An 18530-nucleotide genomic window follows, 5' to 3' on the forward strand; every position below is an offset into this window, starting at 1 on the left:
TATTGAGGGAGTTTACCATGAATCAAAGAAACATCGAGAAAGTGATTATCGGCGCCGCACTTTCTCTTGCCGTCTCAGCCCTTATTCCCATTGCAAAATCGGCACTGCGTCCCCTCGCTGGCAGCGGAGCACAAGGTGGCGCTGGCTTGCTGCAGCGCACCCGTTCCATGTTTCAAATAGCCCGTGAGGAAGTGGAGGATATTATAGCCGAAGCTCAATTCGAGCGGATGAAGAAACAGCTTGATAAAGAGATTGCTATGCTTGATGATCAAGATAAGTGAGGAGTACGAAGGAATGTCGGAGCAAACCATCGATTATCATTTACAAGAAGCTTTATCCCATCTCGAAACCGCACTTGACCTTAGTGTTCGAAGCGTGCTTGAGAAGGATGACGCAAAAAAAGAAATCGGCTTGAAATGGGAACAATTTCTTGGAGAATTTATCGGTCAAGTTCGTGAAAAAGGGAAACAATCGAGAATCAATCTTCTCGGATGGATTACGTTTCCACGAATTCGCTAACCACAAAGTCCTCTGGATGGGAGTGTTGACAAAGTGGTCTAAAGGGAATAAATCCCTCTAGACCACTTTATTTTTTTTCATTTTCATTTTTAAAAGTACTTGTTGAGTGAGCAAACATGATGGTTTACATCGCTTTTATCATTCGTTTTATGTTTAAAGCCAATGCAGAAAGAAGGCAATGTTCGGTGGTGTTCCGAAACTGCCCTCGCACCTAACGCGCCTTGCTTTCTGAATAGCAACATATTCGTTTGAACGTGAACGGGCAACATTTCGTTCTCTCGCTTCTTGAAATAACGGGCGTTGCACTGTCTTTCGATTTCCTGTTTTTCCGAAACAACGGGTACGTAACGCGCATTGCTTACAGTCCTTGGTTTCTAAGGCATACATCTTTGTGTAAGCTTGTTTATCCGTGTGAAAGCTGATGTGAGTATATCGAAGGATTTTCCCATATGGCAGCCTTTAAGCTTTGAATGCTATCGTTTCCCATTAGAGCATAATGCGGCTGCCAATCAATGCCGGCAGCCACGACTTTGTTTTCTACTGAACCATCGTACACGATAGTGGAATCGGAAAGAATATGTTATAGTAAATTCTGAATTCAGAAATTATGAATTCAGAATACTGAATTATGAGAGGAAGTATAAGGATGTTCGTCATTCAAGTTAATGAACGCGGTCAAATCACGATACCCAAAGAGCTTCGTGAAAAAGTAAATATCAACCCCCGCGACAACCTAAAAATTGACATTGATGAACAAGGCCGTTTGATTTTGTTTAAAAGGAATTTGTTAGACGATCTGGAGGATTTAATTAAACGAGATCTGATTAACGAAGGGTATTCTGAAGAAGACTTTCAGGCGAAAATTCCCAAATGCAAAAAAGAACTTGCAAAAGCTCTTATGAAGGACATTACGGAGCCCGAGCAGCAGTATGAGCAGGGGGAGTTTGCTTCGTTGAAAGATTTGAAAAAAGAGAATACTTGAATTTAGGGGTGCTGTGTGAACACAGTTGATTCAAAACATATATTTACCTGAAAATGGAGGTATTCTGCTTGCAAAAACAACGGTTGATTTTAATCGGTCACGGGGGGATCAGTAAATCCTACCTCAAAGCCTTCTCCAAAGTCCCAAACGCCGAAATTGTTGGTGTGGTTGGTCGTCATGCGGAAAAGGTCGAAGCATTTGCTGGTGAGTTCAGTATACCTTTTTTCGGCAAAAAATTAGGCGAGGTTGCAAAAAATGCGGGTGCGACGGCGGTCATTATTTGTACTCCTAACGCAGTACATTATCAGAACGTGATGGAGGCTTCCCGTTTAGGACTTCATTGCCTTTGTGAAAAGCCACTACATATTTCACCGGAGAAGCAACAGGAAATGATCGCAAGCTGCAAGGAATATGGAGTAAAATTAACCGTTTCCTATATGCGTAGATTCGCCAGTCACTTGCAATATATCAAAAATATCATTGATTCCGGTAAGCTAGGTCAAATTACCGTTGTTGATGTAGGGCTTAAGTATTTTAGACCCAAAGAATATTACTACAATTCTTGGCATGGTACTCATGAGCTAGATGGCGGCGGACCTTTCATTCAGCAGGGAAGCCACATTATCGACCTGGCGTTATGGTTGTGTGGAGGGTACAAGGAAGTTATCACTGCGAAAATGTTTCAGGTTTACCACGATATTCAAACTGAGGATCACGGTTACGCAATCATACATTACCAGAACGGTGCCATTGGCATGATCGAGACATCCACCTCCTGCTTTGGTTTAAAGAAGGAAGGGATTGAAATTTCCGGTACGAAGGGGACGATTTTTGCGAATTATAGTGAAATCGTGACTTTTGATGTTCCGGGGCTCGATCCGCCGATTTTTTCAGAGAACGCGCCGACGAACGAATCGTTATTCGAACGCTTGGTTGTTGATTTTGTCCAATCGATCGAAGAGGATCGCTCTCCATTTATCCAGGGCGAATCGGCAAAGACGACAACGGAACTGATAACCGACATATATTATAAAGCTGGAGAACCAATAAGGTCCTTTTAATGATTCTTCCCAGGGCCTTTAAAATATGAAAAAACGCTAAGTCTATGAAGGCTTAGCGTATATTTTTTATCGTTAGTTATCTAAACGAGCATGTGAAAAACCCCTGAAATATAAAGGCCTACACATTGTTTACATGTATTCAATTTATTCTTGTGGAAATATCACAAAAAGCAGTCCAAAACTGGAACAATACAGTCAGAAGTGCCTACATAACATATCAAAGAAAAGCATGAGGAATTATTATAAACTGTGACGTTATTAGCCGACGTCATTACCCACTTTTCACCTATGTCTTAGATATAGGTGATTTTTTATTGGCCGTTTTCCTAATCCAAGTTTCTCGAAAATCAGGGTGTCCTTAATCCGTTTCTTTGAAGATTGACTGTATCGAACGGGTATTATGGTCATCCCTATCTACAACAAATCAGTACTTGGTAGGAAGAGGGGAAATCGCAACTACGAGTACGCTACTCAGGTAAAGAATCAATCACTGCTACATGATCCGAATGTTTATGTGTGCCATTGATCGTTTAATATTGAGTCCACTGGGAATAATACTTAAAACTGTATTCCTAGATGTAGCGGGCGGGGCAGCCCTATGAAGTCACACCCGCTTACGTATATTTGGCTTCGGACGATTCTTCTTACGTCTCTCAGGGCAATTTATTCATGTCACCGGCGGCTTCATTATGTACGGATAAGATAAAGATGGAGAGAACAAAATGACGAATAAATTGATAGATTTTATCAAATACAAAGGGGTTGTATGGAAAATCCCCTTAGCTTCAGCATTGTCATGGGAACTTGCAGAGTGGGCTGGGTCCAAACATCCGTATTTGGCTCCTCTGACGGTTATTTTGTCCATTCAATTAACCGTCGACAAATCTATACAATTTGTTTGGCAGCGGGTTTTGGGGACCATTGCCGGCATTCTTTTCACTGTAACCATAGCACCGTACGTCGGCTTAAACGGCTGGAGTATAGGACTCCTTCTTCTCGTTGGGGCTCTGATCGTAACGTGGTTGAAATTAGATCACGCCATCATGGTACAAGTTGCACTCAGCATTTTATTGGTCATGTACTTTCAAAGCAAGATGCCGAGCTACTCCCTTGATCGGATACGCGATACGATTATCGGTGCAGTCGTCGCCATCGTAATCCATATTTTGATTTTCCCACCCGATTCCGTTAACAAAGCCCGAAAAAAAATGAGCCATTTCGCAGATCATCTTTCCAACCATTTTATGAACACTGCACTTTGGGTTAAAGAGGGCTGTTCTTCAAGTAAAACTCAAATCTTGCAAACAAAATTGCAAACGTTATTCCAGGAGCTTCACCAAACAACAACCGAGTTGGATAAAGCGGAGCAAAGCTTACGTTACAATCCATTAGGTACCCAAAAGCGCGCTAGCTTGCAAGAACTAACCCGGAAAATGAAACATCTTCGCTCTGGTTATGCCAATCTTGCCGACATGATACGAGTTTGCGCCAAATGGTCCGAAAGTGGTCATTTTGCTAAAGAAAATCAACGAATATGGGCCGATCATTTAACCATGTTAGCGAAACTTGTAAAGCAATGGAAACAGGCTTTAGATGACCCGGAAGCATTTAGCTCGGTTAAAGGGTTAGCCTTGCAAATAAAAGCCCCTGTCCAAATGGAGAACTACCAATACCCGCTTGCGTTATATATGAACGCCGAACAAGTTATTCAAGATTTCCAAAACCTGAATTTTTCCAATAAAATTCTGTAATCTTCGGCAGTGTCCACATCGATGAACAAGTCTGGACTTGCGAAATCGATGCAAATTCCCGATGTTACTGTTCGAATAAGATGTCTCGCTCCCTGATCGTTCTGCAATCGCAGGAGCTCCGGAAACATTCGCTGAGCAAAAATAACCGGCGGTCTTGCCAAACCGTCATATCTTGAGGCCACAAAACTAATGTTTCTGTTCGTTTGAAACCTTATAAGCAGCTCATTGATCATCTCTTTTGAAATGAACGGTTGATCCGCCAGTACTATCATCACGGCTGCCGCTTCCATCGCGAGTGCAGTCTGTACACCGAACCGCAGCGAGTGTGCTTGCCCCAAGTGCGCTTCAGAACAGCGAATAACTGACCATTTCCGTTTGTTCGGGTCATTGTAAAAGGTGTTGTCCATCCATTCTACTGCTGCTTCATTGGATACTACCAGAACATAATCCAAGTTGGAGCTCAAGGCTGCAGCCAACGCATAATTCCCCAAATTCATTGGTCCCAAAGGAAGCCGAAGCTTATCCGAACCCATTCGGCTACTTCGGCCTGCCGCTAAATAAATGCCAACGATATTATTCTGCTTCATGGATAACCACTTTTTGCTTTTTATTTTTTTCAAGTATTAGTTCTGCGATAATACTCACTGCGATTTCCTCTGGCCCCTCTGCTCCAATGACAAGTCCGACGGGAGAATGAACTTTTATCCGAACCGGCATGGCCGTTAACAAACGTTCGGTTCTACTTTTAGATCCCAAAATGCCGAGATAGCGAAGCTGCCGCTCCCCAAGAAGTTGAACCAGCTGCTGATCCCTCCTGAAATTATGAGTCATAACAATTGCGTAATCGTAAGGTGTAAAATGCATCATCCCTACTGTTTCCTCTGGAAACCCCAATAGAATAGATTCAACATCCGGAAAATAACGTCGATCGCATAAAACAGGTCTCCAATCGGAGACGATAACAGCGTAGCCGGTGGCAGTCGCTAATGCGGCAAGCGGCCTTGCGTCCGGTCCCGCACCAAATATGATCAGACGCGGTTTGGGATAATAGGTATGGACGAATATATCCGATTGTAGGGATGAGACAAATCTCATTCCGCTCCTTCGGGAATCGTCGGATAACATCGAATGTATGAGTTCCTGTGGAAATTCTCCTCGCCACTCCCCAAACAGGTGCCTATCTCTGGTCAAGAAACCATAATCGGTAACAGAGCCATCCGAACCGAATTTTTTAACGAGGATGACCTCGATCTTCCGATCCAAATAATGCTTCAATGTATATAAATAATCCACAAACTCATCTTGTACCGGCTCCATCGTTACATGAACAACACCGCCGCAACCCGGTTCTTCCCCCCAGGCCATCGGCTCCAATGATTGCATATCGAACACAAAGCTTCGAGAAACGCCTGTTTCCAAAATATCGGGCACACAGACCGAAAGATGAGCTTCAAGACAGCCGGCGCTTAATACCCCTAATTGTGAACCATCTTCCAGAAACAGCATGGAGGCTCCTTCTTTTCGGTATGCGCTCCCTTCCACTTGGGTAATTGTCGCAAGCACACTTCTTAGGTCGGTACGTTGAATGGCTTCCAAAATACGATGTATTTCTTCCAACCTCGCTCCTCCTTTAGGATCCCGTAAGGCATGGGTTCCCATTATTATTTTTTCGGCGTAAAAACGTCCTTCACTGCATTGTGAATCTCTTCATAGGACGTACATCTGCAAATGTTAGATTCCAACCATACCCTGATGGTTCCTTCATCTGCATATGGGAGCATATTCCGTAAGCCTTCACAGTTCACAATAAAGCCAGGAGTACAGTATCCGCATTGGAACGCTTGATTTTGAACAAAGGCATTTTGTACAGGGGAGTTCAACAAACCCTCGATCGTAATGATTTGTTTTCCACTAGCTTCCACAGTGAGTATAAGACACGATTTCATGGGTAAGCCTTCTACCAATATCGTACACGTTCCGCAGTCGCCGTTACCGCAACCGGATTTACTTCCTGTCAATCCGAGATTATCTCGAAGTGTATACAAGAGGATATCCGCAGCTCTTACTCGAATCATTCTTTTCTCGCCGTTAACTTCGAATTCAACCGGATACATAGCGGAATCGCGCAATGTCATGCTTCACCTCTTTCGAGCCTGTGTACCGCATCAGCCATCGTTTGTTTGAGCACAAATTTCCGATAAGGGGCGGATCCTTCCGTATTACTTAACAATGGAGCAGGTAATTTGCCGATCGCCTGTTCAATTCTTGCTGCCAACGGTATTGAGGAATCGTTCAATGCCTGGTCGATTTGGGCGGATCGAAACGGGAATGAGCAGACACCGCTATATGCGGTATGAATCTGTTTATCTTTCTTGAGCGCAGCTACGGTTACAAGCGGATAGCCTACACTACCGATCTGCCGTTTTTTGTAATGAACGAACGGCAGTGATAAATAGCTTTGGTCTGTTAATGTCTGCACAAGAAATTCACCATTGCCCAATCTCATTTGTTGTGAGAAAACTTGGTGAATGGAAGCTTCTCTTATCCCTTGCATTCCTGCTATAACGATATGGCTGTTTGCCAACAGAAGCGGCAGCACGGCCTCACGATAATAAATTTTGCCGCAAATGTTTCCCCCAAGCGTGATTTGATTCCGGGCAGTTTGGTCGGCAACCCCCTGAGCTGTTTCACTGAGCAGCGGGAACGGGTTCGCCGCGGATAAAGTCGATAGCGTGATGCAAGCTCCGATAATCAGCTTATCGTTCTGCATTTCCATTACACTGCATTCCGGAATGGACTTCAAATCGATAACAGCACCCGGATGAATGGAATTTGTTCGAGCCCATGTGATGATTTCCGTCCCACCGGCGTAATATATCGGATTTTTCCCCTGCTTTTGCAGATACTGAAACCACTCCACAGCCATCTGAACAGAAGAAGGTTTGTAGTATTCAAAATCAAACGGAATCATGGATCGTCCTCCAGATCATCTCTGGCGTCAGAGGCAAATGATTCATCTCTACCCCTGCGGCGACGGTCAGACTATTCGCCAATGCAGCGGGCATGCCAATCAAGCCATGCTCGCCGATTCCTCGCAATCCATAAGGCGCTTCCAAATGAGGCGTTTCGACGAAATCAACGAAGTACTGTGGCTGCTCTCCATAACGAATCAGTTTGTACGTTCGAAATTGCGGATTTAGAACGTCGCCCTTATCATTAAATAAAAAAGCTTCACGACTGGCAAGACTTAAGCCCATGCTCATGGCACCTGTAATTTGGCTGCGGGCAAATTCCGGATTGATCACCTTGCCGGCATCAATGACCGTTGCCGCTTTAACGATTTTGTACGTGTATTCTTTCGTATTCAACTCCACTTCTACTGCTTGAGCGCCTACCGTCCATTCCGGTCCTGGATTTCCTTTTCCAGTTTCAGGGTCCATCAAGGTTAAATTCCGCATCGCATAGCTCCCGCGTCCAATGACTTGACCGCCGATCGTATTCCCATTCGGAAATTTGTATCCGTTTGCGATTTGTTCAATTGCTATCCCCATATCGGGACGGTCTTTAAAGAATACCCTGCCCTCTCCGATATCCAAGTCTTTAGGTAGGCATTGCAGTACGATTGCCGCTATCTTTTTTAACTGTTCAATGGCATCGTCGGCTGCATTCAGAATCGCATTGCCGACTAAAAAGGTGCTGCGACTCGCCACCGTTTTCCAATGATGGGGGTCGGTCTCGGTATTGACTTCCGTAGAGATATGTATCATCCGGTCATCTATACGCAACCTTTCGGCCAACAGTTGAGTCAGCGCTGTCCTTGTACCTTGACCAATTTCAACAGCACCGCACAGCAAATTAACGCTTCCGTCGGGATTAAATACGATAACAGCTCCCGCTCCGGCATCCGTCGGTGTACTCGAATTTTTCCAGAAGCAGCACACCCCTTTTGCCTTGATGAGATGGCCATCGGTTTCCCTTGACGGACGGTCGTCCCAATCGATTAATGTTTTCAATTTTGCAATGCACATGGGCAAATCCCCCAAATTACTCCTATCCAGTAAAGTTTGTGTCGGTGATGTATCCCCTGGCCCTATCGCATTATAAAAACGAAATTCCAAAGGATCCATGCCCACCCGATTCGCCAATAAATCGATCGCTCTTTCTATAACAAACGTAAGTTCCGGATGCCCGAATCCTCGAAAGGAAGTGGAATAAGGGTGATTCGTATACATGCATAAAGAATCGCAATGAACGTTGTCGATCCGATAAGGCCCCGTGCAATCGACGGCTCCCGCCCGGCTCATGACCGCACCCCGATCCGAATACGCCCCGCCATCATACAGATGCAAAATTTCGGCGGCCATCATTTTCCCTTCACGGGTGCAGCCAAGCTTGATTTTGGCATCCAATCCGATATGGATTGGAGATGAGATCATATCCACCTCACGGGAGTTTACTAATTTCACAGCTCTTCCGCCAACCGCACAGGAAGCCAAGTAAGCAAGAAATTCCATCTGAATCGCGGCTTTTCCGCCGAAACTGCCTCCGACCAGGGGCGTGTGAACGATCACTTTATGAAGCGGAATATGAAACGATTGGCTGATTGCTCTTCGAATAACATAAGGCGATTGTGAAGCGGAATGGATAATCACTTTGCCGTCTGGCATAATCTCTGCTGTACTGCATCGCATTTCCATCGCAGCGTGATCCGATTGCGGTAAGGTGACCTCGACTTCAACCGTATGGTGACTATTCCTCCATCCTTCCTCCATATTCCCCTTGCGTATTTTTGTTCGATTCGCGATGTTAGTTCCCTGCTCCGGGTAAACCTCTTCATGCCGCTTGTACTCAGCAAGACGCTCATGTACGAGCGGAGCATTTTTTTGAAAAGCTTCCCTTGGAGAAAGGACGGCAGGTAAAGGCTCATAATCCACTTTGATACGGTTTGCTGCCATCTGTGCAATATATTCTTGTTCCGCAACAACAAGGGCGACGGGCTCGCCATAATATCTCACTTTATCTATTGCGATTGGCGGTCGATCAGCCAATGGTGATCCGGTCAGCATCGGGAAGTATCTTCCTGTTATGACTGCCCTTACACCCGGAATTTTCATGGCCTCGGACGCATCGATCGATTTTATTTTAGCGTGAGCATGCGGACTGATAGCTATTTTGACATGCAGTAGCCCTGGTGTCGAAATATCATTGACATATTGGGTTGTCCCTGTAACTTTCTCCCATGTTTCTTTTCTTGGAATGCTTTTCCCAATCGAATGGCTGATGATGATCCCTCCTTTTTCAAAAAAAGCCTTGCAGCGCTCAACTTCTTTATGCCTATGTATATACAAGATCTGTTGTCCGTATTATTTTATTTTATGAATAATCTTCCATCATAGGGACTTCGATTCTGCTTCATACTTCCGTTCCTTTTGCCGCCTTTTGTAGGCTATAATGCAACCTGAATCAATTTGTTCGAAATCACCTAGATCCCTTGTCCTTCATGTCAAGAACGATGTAAAGAGGGATGACTAGAACTAAAAATTCTTTTCTGCATTCGTTACAATGAGGTCTATCGAATTCGTAGCATCCGTATCTTTCATCTGTCGGAATATGTTTAAGGTCAAAGTCAGCATTCTCGAAAACAACGTAACTTTCCATCGTGATTGATTGCATTTATGTGTTACATTTGCCACGTTTAGCCCGCCCATGGATTTGAATATTCATTTTCATAATACTGGCTTTATGGTTTGTACCCCAAGCTAAAGGAAGAAATGACGCATAATATAAAACTGGAGATTCGGCAAGAAGATCCTCAGCTACCTGCTCAGCCTCAACACTCATTTACTACCCTCTGTCTATTGACATAGGGGATTTTTTTTACTAATTCACATGCTTTACACACCAAACAAAAATAACTCATATTATAAACTGTGACGTTATTAGCTGACGTCATTACCCACTTTTCACCTATTTCTTAGATATAGGTGATTTTTTATTGTCCGTTTTCCCAATCAAAGTTTCGAAAATCAGGCTATCCTTAATCCATTTCTTTGAAGATGGACTGTACTTATCGAACAACTCGATGCATCCGGGTATGATGGTCATCCCTAAGCTTATTATTGGCAGTGTAGATTGCTGCACCCCGTTTAAGACAACCCAGTATGTCATATACCCGACCGTCAGTACCATAGACTTCATCATACAAATCTATGGTGACTCTTTTAGTCCAACCGATACTCTTCAAATCGGCCATGTTCTTCCGTATTTAGCCTGCGTACTTATAGCAATACCGTCCATTCACCACTATATAAATTTTTCTGAGCCAATTCAGGCTCATTCGTCTTTATTAGTTCGGATGACAAGAATCTGTTCCGATTAGGATTATATAAAAAAATCAAAACCCAAGTGTTCAAAGCTTACGGCGACAAAATGGGTATGAACTACAGCGGATGGACCTTGTTAACTGGCACTGAGAAAAAGACGGCAGATGTTGCCAGAAGCTTCGGCGTGCTGGTTCAGAAGCTGCCGGACGATACATTCGTTCATAGCGTCACTTCTTTAATGCTTGTCGATTCATCCGGCAAAATCCTTAAAATATTCAAAATAGGAGATGAAATGAATAACGATGAAATCATAAAAAGGATCCGGCTAGCAGCCGGATCCTAAATAACTAGGTTTCATTTTGGAGTAGCGGATAATTCGTATCCTCTGCTTCTGCTTTTTCTTTACGGTACCATTGAAAAAACACATATCCCAGCATAAAGTCGTACGACACCTCTTGGACAATTTTCATCACAACGCCCCCTAGCTGTTGATCGCTTAAAGGTGTTAGCCAGCTCACAGTCAGCGTCAACCTCTCGACCGTAACCAAATAAAAAGGCAAGCACAGCAAATGCGATCTGCTAGAGTACGTATCATACAGGATATCATTGGCAAAAATAATCAATGCGCAGGCCGGGGTCAGCAAAATACCGTTCAAGAAGATGTATCCCATCTTCCCTCTTTTTCAGAGGACTTAGAGCATGCTTGCTGACAGGATTAAATACAGGCCATCATAACCCGAAGGCTGCAATGAGCAGCAATAGATGAAGCGCATTGTGGAGCGCATAATTGGACATTGCCGCATCAAATATGCGGGGAATATGGTAAAAGGAAAATGCACCGTTAAACAGAAACAAAGCGACGAGAGGATTTCCAAGGAATGCCGCGGCTCCCTTACTGGCTTTGCAATTTTGTACAAGCCCGAACTACTTGACTGGCAGCCCTACACTGAACCAAAGGTGGCCGAACAAATTCAATGGCCCTCCTTATTGTAAATGTAACCTTATCATCATAAGAACGATTACCTTCAAAATGACCCCGAAGAGCTATTTTGACTTCATAAAGAAGTCACTGTTTGTTCAAGGTTACGTCAACGTAATAACTCGATAGTGCCATGTGCCACCTTCCTGATCAGGTTACAATTGAATCATAGGAGGCGATAAGGATGTCCCCATTTCATATTCTCATAGCTGATGATGAAGTGCATGTTCGCAGGCTTATCCAATTGTATCTAAATCATGAGGTCGCCGTTATTGATATAGCCGAAGACGGTGAAACAGCACTAAATAAAGCATTGTCAGAAGACTTCGATATTGTTATTCTCGATTGGATGATGCCAGGAATTTCAGGACTTGAAGTTTGCCAACTATTAAAAAGTATGAAAACAACCCCGGTCATATTGCTAACAGCTAACGCAAACGAAAGCGACCGTTTAAAAGGCTTTGAGGCTGGAGCTGACGATTATGTGACTAAACCGTTCAGTCCTAGAGAGCTGCTGTGTCGAGTTGATGCGATTCTTAAAAGAACAAAAGTGGACATTGCTTTAAGGGAAAGATTCCACAGCGATAAATTGATTTTGTCCCCTCTAACCATTGATCATCATGCACATAGAGTAACTCTCAACAATGAGGAGTTGGCATTAACCCCCAAGGAATACGATTTGCTTAGATTCTTTGCAATACACTTCGGCAAAACTCTTTCCCGTAAGGATTTAATTCGGGAGGTGTGGGGCTGTGAGGCATATAACGATTACCGGACCGTGGATTCCCATGTCAAAAGGCTTCGTGATAAATTCGATGCTGCCTACCCTTCGTTCTCCAACGCAATCAAAACGATCTGGGGGATCGGATATAAGTTTGACCCCACCAGATAAAGCTGGAGCTCCTTATATAACAGAAATATCTGTAAAATACAGGCTTGTTAGCTTCTAGGAGTGAACACCAGCTCCTTCTTGCTCTTTACTTCGTAATCCGAATCCAGCCTTTTTCATAGGCATAACGCGTTAATTGGACACGATTGTCCAGATGCAGCTTTTGAAGAATGTTTTTCAAATGATTTTTGACAGTATGCTCCGAGATACACAGGTCCACTGAGATTTCCTTGTTAGATTTTCCACGCGCCACGCATTTCAGTATTTCCTGTTCACGTGATGTTAAAGGAGATTTCTCTGGAATGGTCGCGGGCACAGATGAGAATTCCTTCAGTAAACGAACGGCCAGCTCCCGCGACATGGGAGCTTCATCAAATGCAACAGCCCGCAAATACTCATGCCATGAGGCAGGGTGCAGATTTTTAAGCAAATAGCCTTGCGCTCCCCTCTTAATGGCTTCAAACAAGTGAGTGATATCGTCCGAAACGGTCACCATGATGATTTTTACATAAGGAAAGCGATCTTTAATCAGTTTGGTGGCTTCCAAACCGTCGATCTCCGGCATGGAGATATCCATCAAAATAATATCCGGCATGGTTTGTTCTGCCATAAGCACTGCTTCACGACCGTTTACAGCCTCTCCTACGATTTCAAAGGAATCATCCGCTTGGATAATGTCTTTCATAGCTGCCCGGGCAAAAGAATGGTCATCTGCAAGAAGAATTCGTATCGGATTCATAACGGTCCCCTTTCCTGATTTCCAATATCGTTCGTGCTTCTCTGCGTTCTATGATGAGCTTCCAGTCCATATTCACAAGAATCCCCGTATCTTCGCAGAAATCCCGAATTAAACGAGTCACAGATGACAGCCATGGCTCAGACTCCACGTTAGCGGGATATCTTAAATTTGCAATCGCTTGGCGGACGTACTCATTAACTTCCCGAACCGTTTTACGCAAGCTAGGATAAGCTTCACTGGAGGAAGCTGAACTTGGACTTGTTGACACAAAGCTAGGTGCAAGCTTGTCTACCCTTACGGATAATAGAAATAGTGATTGGGCAATCCCGTCGTGTAGCTCTTTCGCCATTTTTTCTCTTTCTTCAAGCACAGCTTTGCCCGCCTTTTCCTGCTGAAGCTCTTCATGCAGCTGTTCCATCAGGGCGAATAATTTACGCAGAAGAGTCATCGTTACAAAATAGACGATTAATGGCGCCAGCCAATTTCCAAGCTCCATAGAGATGTACGGCAGGAAAAATGCATGCCTCACATATTCCCAAAGCCCTATCGTTAATGTTGGAATAATTAATATCAAACTCTTGAGATGCTTGTACAGCATGGATTTACCTACTCCTTTTCAAACAAAGCATGGGTCATATACAAACAACCGTACCTTGGGTACGGCGTTCATAGGTTACGGTAACTACTACCAAGTCCCAGGCTGGACACTTTTCAGTAACGCTTTAATCTGCTCCGTATTCGACAATTCTCCGGGAAAAATTTGCTTCACTTGACCTTGTGAGTTCACAAGAAACGTAGCAGGAAGCCCGTTCACCCGATATGCTTCAGCCGCTTCCCCTGTTGGATCGGTCATGATTGGAAAAGGAAGCTGATGCTTTTGATTAAATTCCATAATCGTTCCTTTAGATTCCCCAACATTGACAGCCACAATTTCGACTCCATTCATACCTGATTCATAAGCCTCTTTAAGCCGTGGCATTTCACTCACACAGGGGCCGCACCATGAGCCCCAGAAATTAAGAAGAACTCCTTTGCCTCGATAGTCCGACAGCTTTACCGTGGAGCCATCCAGTGTCGTTACTCGAATTTCCGGAGCTGTGGAACCGACTCGGATCGATTCACTAGACTTATTGAAGCTTGTGGTCATAAGTGTATACACTAATGCGATCACCATAAGTGCGCAGACTACCCAGATCATCTTTGTTTGTCTTAGCATTGAATTATTCAATGGTATCTCCTCCACTCGACTGACCATTGGTCGGTAAACCAAACAGACGATTAAAGGCACCTTGAAGACCAGAGCTTCCATATTTTTGATAAAACGTGTTCACTGGCCCCTCTTCCATAATCCGGCCTTCCTTCAAAAATACAACCTGATCCGCTACAGCCTCCGCAATCTGCAGCTGATGGGTAGAGAAAATGACGGCGTGACCTTCCTGTTTAGCAGAACGCACAAGTGAAATGAAGGATTCCAGCCAATAAGGGTCTAGCCCGTTAGTAGGTTCATCCATGATAAGCACCGGCGGCTTTGTCAATAAGGCTTGCGCAAACAGCAAGCGCTGCCGCATTCCCTTGGAGAAGGAAGAGACTGATTTGGACTTCACCTTATAGAGTCCAACGATGCGTAGAATCTCGCGGACTCTGTCCTTGGACACCTTGCGAAGCGAGGCCCAGAACATCAATGTTTCTTCAGCTGACAAGCCTTGACCAAACAAATAATCGTCCGGCATATAGCCAATTTGCTCTGCGTAGCCTTGTCGATTCTGCTTCCAGCTGAATCCATTTACTTCAATGGTGCCACTTGATGGCTGAAGGATGCCGGCGATCATACGAAGAATGGTGCTTTTACCAGCGCCGTTGCCGCCGCAAAGCGCAAGAGCTTGGCCTTGACACAGATTAAAGTCCACGGAATGGATAATCTGCTGCTTGTCTATCCGCTTCGTAACTTTCTCCAGGAGCAGTACTGGCTTATCCACGGGAACGCCCCCTCTCCCATACCCAATGAGCACAGCTCATCGCTGCGCCTACCCAAATCAAGCACAGCAAAGCAAAGCCCCAAGTCCCTGTGGGCTCTTTAATCCAACGAATCCATTCATAGTATTCCGGGCCAAGCGCTGCACCCCCACCAAGCTTCACAACGACAAAACAACGTACCAATTCGGCCGGGTTAAGCAACGTCAAGGCCGTCAACAACGGCTTGATCCATAAATAAGGCAATAGACCAAGAACAGCGATAAGTATAGTCGGCCACCCAATAATTGCAAAAAACCAAGTCGCAACACCAAGCGTCAAAGCCTGCCAACGATTGCGGGCCCATGTGCCTATACAAAGAGCAACAGCAAGAAACAGGATAATAAGTCCGCCCGAAAACACGATGAACAACCCGAATGTTTGAAAATCCAGCCCTTTTCCGGAAATTGCTCCTACGATGCCGGTAACTCCAAAGCCAAATGCAATTATAGTCAGTAGAACCATCGCTAGTCCGGCATATTTCCCCAATAAGAATGAAAGGGTACGTATAGGGTATGTCGAGAGCAACTGCCAGCTTCCCTCTTCCTTCTCCGCTGTTAGAGAGAAGGAACCGATTAACAAAGTCATCAATGGTAGTAAATACAATATAAAATTCAGCATCGTTGAGGTGGCGCTAGAGTACCCTTCAACAAAATTTTGTGAATTAATCAATAGCAAGGATAAGCTGAAGACGGTGAACAGGATCATGAAGGAATAAGCCCATGGATTTCGAAATCCAAGTTTTACTTCCCTAAGTGCAATGTGAACGAAGTTCATTGTCCATGCATCCCTTTATTGTCACTACCCATCTTCATACTGTTTTCGGATTCGGAATGTGCGTTTTTGTCATGATCATGTCCACCCATATCCATCATTCCTTTTGCCCTCTCCCATGTATGGGTCTTTAAATCTGCCGTTGTCATCAGCTTTCCTTTTTTTTGCTCATCCATGAATTTTTGCGCCGATGATTTTTCTTTAAAGGAATAAATGCCATAAGCCATCGGAGTTTTCAGTGAAGCATCGTACACATAAGAAGCTGTGTTATACGAAATCCATTCTTTCGTGTTATAATCTCTAACAAATTGAGCTCCTACCGTCTCAATCCCATTTTTATTAGTCCATTCATTCATGCAGCCAATATCGTCAAATTTGTAGTTTTTCCCCTCCTTGGTCGTTAACTGCACAGCGAAAGCATCGTCCTTGACCTGCATATTGCAGATAGCACACTTGTCCGTAGCTTCATTGATAGGAATAGCTGTATACTTTTCCTTGCCGCATCCCGCTAACAAAACTAAAATCAAAACCATTGAAATCGATATCCAAATGGATTTTTTCATGTTCTTTTTACCCCCAAGAAAGTGATTGTCGTTATGGAACTTAGAAAGAGCAGAAGCCCCAGTATCCAAACTTTTTGCTCATTTGCATGTTTAGTTGGTGCAGGCTCTAGGCCTTCAGGATTCATTAATGGAGCCATGTCGGTTGACCATTCTTCCCTCCCCGCCGAGTACATACCTTCCAGGAACTGCATCCCCGGTGATTGAAAAAAAAGCTGAAAGGCAGGCGTAGATGAGGTTAGACGCTGGAAAAAGGGATTCATTGGATATGAAATATCACTTAGCCCATCTCCATCTATATCTATCCCATGAAATTCGTCCCAATAATTTCGCTCAAATTCATTATTACTGCTTTCATTAGCTTCAGCTGGAATGACATTGCCAACAAATTGATTATTCATAAAATGATTTTGATTGGATTCCAGAAACTGAATCCCAACAAAATTTTGATTGACCTCATTGTGTACGAATTCATTCTTATGAGACTGCTCAATATACAGACCGACCCGGTTATCCTCGACTTTGTTGTTCTTAATTCGGGAAGTCTGAACGTCGAACAGCAGCAAACCCTGTGAATTGACATTCTCGCTTTGTTTGACAAAAGTATTTCCGGTCACCTCGGCATCTCGGACCCCCATGACCATCGCACCAGTTACATTGAATTCACCATAATTGCCTCGAACCATAGTTTCGTTAGTGTACATGCAGTGAATGCCATAACGTGAATGATCAATCTTATTATTCTCGACAATGTTGCGGTTACTGCTTTCCAAATAAATTCCATCATTCATTTGAGAAATACGATTATTATGGATTCGGTTATCATGCGAATTAAAAAGATCGATTCCATTGCGTTTGTCTGAAAGATTTATTTTCTGCTGTGCTATGGAAGGTGGTTCCCACTGGATGGTAGTATTGGATATTTCGTGCTGCCCTCCATCCCTTAGGACGATTCCATAGGAACGGGTATCAATTGTCATTGTATCCAACAATGCTTTATTCCCCGTTATTAGCACAGCGGAATTATCGGTTCCCGATGGCTGACTAATCTTCAGGTTTCGCAAAGTTACCTTATCGGCCACGATTTGAATCACGGGCGATTTTTCACCTTCGCCAATAATTTCAACCGCTCCCTTGCCCTCAATCGAGATGGGCTTATCTAGAAATATGGGTCCAAGGTAACTCCCTTCCGGTAAAATCAACGTATCTCCTTCTGGCGTTAGGTTAATTAATGCCTGAAGCTCGCTGCTTGAGAAGCTATGCGCGGACCTCACGCTGTGGGGATTCCAAGTCCATAACAAACAAAAATAAATCAAGCTAACGATTGGTAGAAAGATATGCCGCAGCTTCAGCTTGCTGCTCATGACACCTGCAGCTCTTTCTTTTTCGTGATGTGCAGATCTCCTTGGTACAAATGAATATAGATCGAATAGGCTCCCGATTTTTCGAAAGTTTTTTCTACTGAATATTGTCCTTTTCCTATCGAGCTCGCATCCTTCGTATCCGGAAGTATGCTATTGTCTGATTTGCGAATGTCGATCTGAACGTTGGCCCCCTCTTCTTCGGCTAACCCCGAGATATTAGCTATCAGCTTTACCTTTTGTCCCACCTGTACATTGGCAGGTTCTGAAGCCAGTTCAACCTTAACCTTGGCAGGATCCTGTCCTTGCTGCGGTGAAGAACAACCCGTTACACTCAACAGCAGAAGACCGCCAAGTACAATTGACGCGATGGTGTGTCTCATGTCACTGCTCCTTTCCATACAAATTCCAATTCTAATTCTACGCTTTATGTCTCCGATTCCTATCACCCGATAGGGCTATTACGGTTAACATCGTGTGAAAATATTGGGAACAACATATGAAATTCTGGTTTGATATAAAAAGAACCGACGCATTTTGCGTCGGCTTATGGAAAGCAGCAAGTAGATAAGGACTCTATCT

Annotated in this window: 23 protein-coding genes and 1 pseudogene; 8 read left to right on the forward strand and 16 right to left on the reverse strand. The window is 44.1% G+C overall.

Annotated features, from left to right (window positions below; all coding sequences use genetic code 11):
* Positions 1 to 17: 17 nt before the first annotated feature.
* Both QMA13_RS24175 and QMA13_RS24180 read left to right on the forward strand, forming a co-directional pair.
* Positions 18 to 281, forward strand: coding sequence for a DUF5132 domain-containing protein (locus tag QMA13_RS24175; protein ID WP_282936283.1), 264 nt, complete (start codon positions 18 to 20; stop codon positions 279 to 281).
* 13 nt (positions 282 to 294) lie between these two features.
* Positions 295 to 519: a hypothetical protein gene (locus tag QMA13_RS24180; RefSeq protein WP_282936284.1), complete on the forward strand. Its 225-nt coding sequence runs from the start codon at positions 295 to 297 to the stop codon at positions 517 to 519.
* Positions 520 to 672: 153 nt separating this feature from the next.
* Here the strand turns inward: QMA13_RS24180 and QMA13_RS36690 are convergent, their stop codons facing one another.
* Positions 673 to 975, reverse strand: a complete 303-nt coding sequence (locus QMA13_RS36690; RefSeq protein ID WP_481858244.1) for a transposase — start codon at positions 973 to 975, stop codon at positions 673 to 675.
* Between the two features lie 190 nt (positions 976 to 1165).
* Between QMA13_RS36690 and QMA13_RS24185 the strand changes: the two genes are divergently transcribed.
* The 4 genes and pseudogenes from QMA13_RS24185 (at position 1166) to QMA13_RS24200 (ending at position 4313) form a co-directional block, all read left to right on the forward strand.
* Positions 1166 to 1501, forward strand: a complete 336-nt coding sequence (locus QMA13_RS24185) for an AbrB/MazE/SpoVT family DNA-binding domain-containing protein (RefSeq protein WP_282936285.1) — start codon at positions 1166 to 1168, stop codon at positions 1499 to 1501.
* A 68-nt stretch (positions 1502 to 1569) separates the two neighbouring features.
* On the forward strand, positions 1570 to 2562 hold the full coding sequence (locus QMA13_RS24190) for a Gfo/Idh/MocA family protein (protein WP_282936286.1): 993 nt from the start codon (positions 1570 to 1572) through the stop codon (positions 2560 to 2562).
* A gap of 582 nt (positions 2563 to 3144) precedes the next feature.
* A pseudogene (locus QMA13_RS24195) lies at positions 3145 to 3263 on the forward strand (SDR family oxidoreductase); the annotation flags it as partial.
* 21 nt (positions 3264 to 3284) lie between these two features.
* Positions 3285 to 4313: an FUSC family protein gene (locus QMA13_RS24200; RefSeq protein ID WP_282936287.1), complete on the forward strand. Its 1029-nt coding sequence runs from the start codon at positions 3285 to 3287 to the stop codon at positions 4311 to 4313.
* On the opposite strand, the gene QMA13_RS24205 is transcribed toward QMA13_RS24200, so the two are convergent.
* Genes QMA13_RS24205 through QMA13_RS24225 form a run of 5 tightly spaced genes read right to left on the reverse strand, consistent with a single transcriptional unit; the run spans position 4271 to position 9595 of the window.
* A complete protein-coding gene (locus QMA13_RS24205) occupies positions 4271 to 4900 on the reverse strand; it encodes a nucleotidyltransferase family protein (RefSeq protein ID WP_282936288.1) in 630 nt (209 codons plus the stop codon). The genes QMA13_RS24200 and QMA13_RS24205 overlap by 43 nt on opposite strands.
* On the reverse strand, positions 4887 to 5930 hold the full coding sequence (locus QMA13_RS24210) for an XdhC family protein (RefSeq protein WP_282936289.1): 1044 nt from the start codon (positions 5928 to 5930) through the stop codon (positions 4887 to 4889). Before QMA13_RS24210 ends, QMA13_RS24205 begins: the two co-directional genes overlap by 14 nt.
* Positions 5931 to 5974: 44 nt before the next feature.
* On the reverse strand, positions 5975 to 6448 hold the full coding sequence (locus QMA13_RS24215) for a (2Fe-2S)-binding protein (RefSeq protein ID WP_282936290.1): 474 nt from the start codon (positions 6446 to 6448) through the stop codon (positions 5975 to 5977).
* On the reverse strand, positions 6445 to 7284 hold the full coding sequence (locus QMA13_RS24220) for an FAD binding domain-containing protein (protein ID WP_282936291.1): 840 nt from the start codon (positions 7282 to 7284) through the stop codon (positions 6445 to 6447). Before QMA13_RS24220 ends, QMA13_RS24215 begins: the two co-directional genes overlap by 4 nt.
* Positions 7271 to 9595, reverse strand: coding sequence for a xanthine dehydrogenase family protein molybdopterin-binding subunit (locus QMA13_RS24225; RefSeq protein ID WP_481858245.1), 2325 nt, complete (start codon positions 9593 to 9595; stop codon positions 7271 to 7273). Before QMA13_RS24225 ends, QMA13_RS24220 begins: the two co-directional genes overlap by 14 nt.
* A 1153-nt stretch (positions 9596 to 10748) precedes the next feature.
* On the opposite strand from QMA13_RS24225, the gene QMA13_RS24230 reads away from it, so the two are divergent.
* Positions 10749 to 10979 carry an SCO family protein gene (locus QMA13_RS24230; protein WP_349254167.1) on the forward strand — a complete coding sequence of 77 codons (231 nt, stop codon included), beginning with the start codon at positions 10749 to 10751 and terminating at the stop codon, positions 10977 to 10979.
* A 4-nt stretch (positions 10980 to 10983) separates the two neighbouring features.
* On the opposite strand, the gene QMA13_RS24235 is transcribed toward QMA13_RS24230, so the two are convergent.
* Both QMA13_RS24235 and QMA13_RS36695 read right to left on the reverse strand, forming a co-directional pair.
* Positions 10984 to 11307 carry a cytochrome c oxidase assembly protein gene (locus QMA13_RS24235; RefSeq protein WP_282936293.1) on the reverse strand — a complete coding sequence of 108 codons (324 nt, stop codon included), beginning with the start codon at positions 11305 to 11307 and terminating at the stop codon, positions 10984 to 10986.
* A gap of 58 nt (positions 11308 to 11365) precedes the next feature.
* Entirely contained in the window at positions 11366 to 11491 is a 126-nt protein-coding gene (locus QMA13_RS36695; protein WP_481858017.1) for a cytochrome c oxidase assembly protein, read from the reverse strand.
* A 308-nt stretch (positions 11492 to 11799) separates the two neighbouring features.
* On the opposite strand from QMA13_RS36695, the gene QMA13_RS24245 reads away from it, so the two are divergent.
* Complete coding sequence (locus QMA13_RS24245; RefSeq protein WP_282936295.1) at positions 11800 to 12507, forward strand: response regulator transcription factor; 708 nt, start codon at positions 11800 to 11802, stop codon at positions 12505 to 12507.
* An 85-nt stretch (positions 12508 to 12592) separates the two neighbouring features.
* On the opposite strand, the gene QMA13_RS24250 is transcribed toward QMA13_RS24245, so the two are convergent.
* From QMA13_RS24250 to QMA13_RS24285, 8 genes are all read right to left on the reverse strand, one after another.
* The gene (locus QMA13_RS24250; protein ID WP_282936296.1) at positions 12593 to 13243 is read right to left on the reverse strand and encodes a response regulator; all 651 of its coding nucleotides are present in this window, start codon (positions 13241 to 13243) and stop codon (positions 12593 to 12595) included.
* Positions 13212 to 13841, reverse strand: a complete 630-nt coding sequence (locus QMA13_RS24255) for a histidine kinase (protein WP_282936297.1) — start codon at positions 13839 to 13841, stop codon at positions 13212 to 13214. Before QMA13_RS24255 ends, QMA13_RS24250 begins: the two co-directional genes overlap by 32 nt.
* 87 nt (positions 13842 to 13928) lie before the next feature.
* Positions 13929 to 14471, reverse strand: coding sequence for a redoxin domain-containing protein (locus QMA13_RS24260; protein WP_282936298.1), 543 nt, complete (start codon positions 14469 to 14471; stop codon positions 13929 to 13931).
* The gene (locus QMA13_RS24265) at positions 14464 to 15219 is read right to left on the reverse strand and encodes an ABC transporter ATP-binding protein (RefSeq protein ID WP_282936299.1); all 756 of its coding nucleotides are present in this window, start codon (positions 15217 to 15219) and stop codon (positions 14464 to 14466) included. Before QMA13_RS24265 ends, QMA13_RS24260 begins: the two co-directional genes overlap by 8 nt.
* Positions 15212 to 16030 carry an ABC transporter permease gene (locus QMA13_RS24270; protein WP_282936300.1) on the reverse strand — a complete coding sequence of 273 codons (819 nt, stop codon included), beginning with the start codon at positions 16028 to 16030 and terminating at the stop codon, positions 15212 to 15214. The genes QMA13_RS24265 and QMA13_RS24270 overlap by 8 nt, the downstream gene beginning before the upstream one ends.
* Positions 16027 to 16590, reverse strand: a complete 564-nt coding sequence (locus QMA13_RS24275) for a nitrous oxide reductase accessory protein NosL (RefSeq protein WP_282936301.1) — start codon at positions 16588 to 16590, stop codon at positions 16027 to 16029. Before QMA13_RS24275 ends, QMA13_RS24270 begins: the two co-directional genes overlap by 4 nt.
* The gene (locus tag QMA13_RS24280; RefSeq protein WP_282936302.1) at positions 16587 to 17951 is read right to left on the reverse strand and encodes a right-handed parallel beta-helix repeat-containing protein; all 1365 of its coding nucleotides are present in this window, start codon (positions 17949 to 17951) and stop codon (positions 16587 to 16589) included. The genes QMA13_RS24275 and QMA13_RS24280 overlap by 4 nt, the downstream gene beginning before the upstream one ends.
* Positions 17948 to 18331, reverse strand: coding sequence for a hypothetical protein (locus QMA13_RS24285; RefSeq protein WP_282936303.1), 384 nt, complete (start codon positions 18329 to 18331; stop codon positions 17948 to 17950). The genes QMA13_RS24280 and QMA13_RS24285 overlap by 4 nt, the downstream gene beginning before the upstream one ends.
* Between the last annotated feature and the right edge of the window lie 199 nt (positions 18332 to 18530).

This window comes from Paenibacillus sp. RC67 (genome assembly GCF_030020805.1).
Lineage (GTDB): Bacteria > Bacillota > Bacilli > Paenibacillales > NBRC-103111 > Paenibacillus_S.

What these genes read in the sequence shown, in the direction of transcription:
- QMA13_RS24175 (WP_282936283.1), top strand. Translation starts at nt 18, where the DNA reads ATGAATCAAAGAAACATCGAGAAAGTGATTATCGGCGCCGCACTTTCT.
- QMA13_RS24180 (WP_282936284.1), top strand. Translation starts at nt 295, where the DNA reads ATGTCGGAGCAAACCATCGATTATCATTTACAAGAAGCTTTATCCCAT.
- QMA13_RS24185 (WP_282936285.1), top strand. Translation starts at nt 1,166, where the DNA reads ATGTTCGTCATTCAAGTTAATGAACGCGGTCAAATCACGATACCCAAA.
- QMA13_RS24200 (WP_282936287.1), top strand. Translation starts at nt 3,285, where the DNA reads ATGACGAATAAATTGATAGATTTTATCAAATACAAAGGGGTTGTATGG.
- QMA13_RS24205 (WP_282936288.1), bottom strand. Translation starts at nt 4,900, where the DNA reads ATGAAGCAGAATAATATCGTTGGCATTTATTTAGCGGCAGGCCGAAGT.
- QMA13_RS24215 (WP_282936290.1), bottom strand. Translation starts at nt 6,448, where the DNA reads ATGACATTGCGCGATTCCGCTATGTATCCGGTTGAATTCGAAGTTAAC.
- QMA13_RS24220 (WP_282936291.1), bottom strand. Translation starts at nt 7,284, where the DNA reads ATGATTCCGTTTGATTTTGAATACTACAAACCTTCTTCTGTTCAGATG.
- QMA13_RS24230 (WP_349254167.1), top strand. Translation starts at nt 10,749, where the DNA reads ATGAACTACAGCGGATGGACCTTGTTAACTGGCACTGAGAAAAAGACG.
- QMA13_RS24235 (WP_282936293.1), bottom strand. Translation starts at nt 11,307, where the DNA reads ATGGGATACATCTTCTTGAACGGTATTTTGCTGACCCCGGCCTGCGCA.
- QMA13_RS24245 (WP_282936295.1), top strand. Translation starts at nt 11,800, where the DNA reads ATGTCCCCATTTCATATTCTCATAGCTGATGATGAAGTGCATGTTCGC.
- QMA13_RS24250 (WP_282936296.1), bottom strand. Translation starts at nt 13,243, where the DNA reads ATGAATCCGATACGAATTCTTCTTGCAGATGACCATTCTTTTGCCCGG.
- QMA13_RS24255 (WP_282936297.1), bottom strand. Translation starts at nt 13,841, where the DNA reads ATGCTGTACAAGCATCTCAAGAGTTTGATATTAATTATTCCAACATTA.
- QMA13_RS24270 (WP_282936300.1), bottom strand. Translation starts at nt 16,030, where the DNA reads ATGAACTTCGTTCACATTGCACTTAGGGAAGTAAAACTTGGATTTCGA.
- QMA13_RS24275 (WP_282936301.1), bottom strand. Translation starts at nt 16,590, where the DNA reads ATGAAAAAATCCATTTGGATATCGATTTCAATGGTTTTGATTTTAGTT.
- QMA13_RS24280 (WP_282936302.1), bottom strand. Translation starts at nt 17,951, where the DNA reads ATGAGCAGCAAGCTGAAGCTGCGGCATATCTTTCTACCAATCGTTAGC.
- QMA13_RS24285 (WP_282936303.1), bottom strand. Translation starts at nt 18,331, where the DNA reads ATGAGACACACCATCGCGTCAATTGTACTTGGCGGTCTTCTGCTGTTG.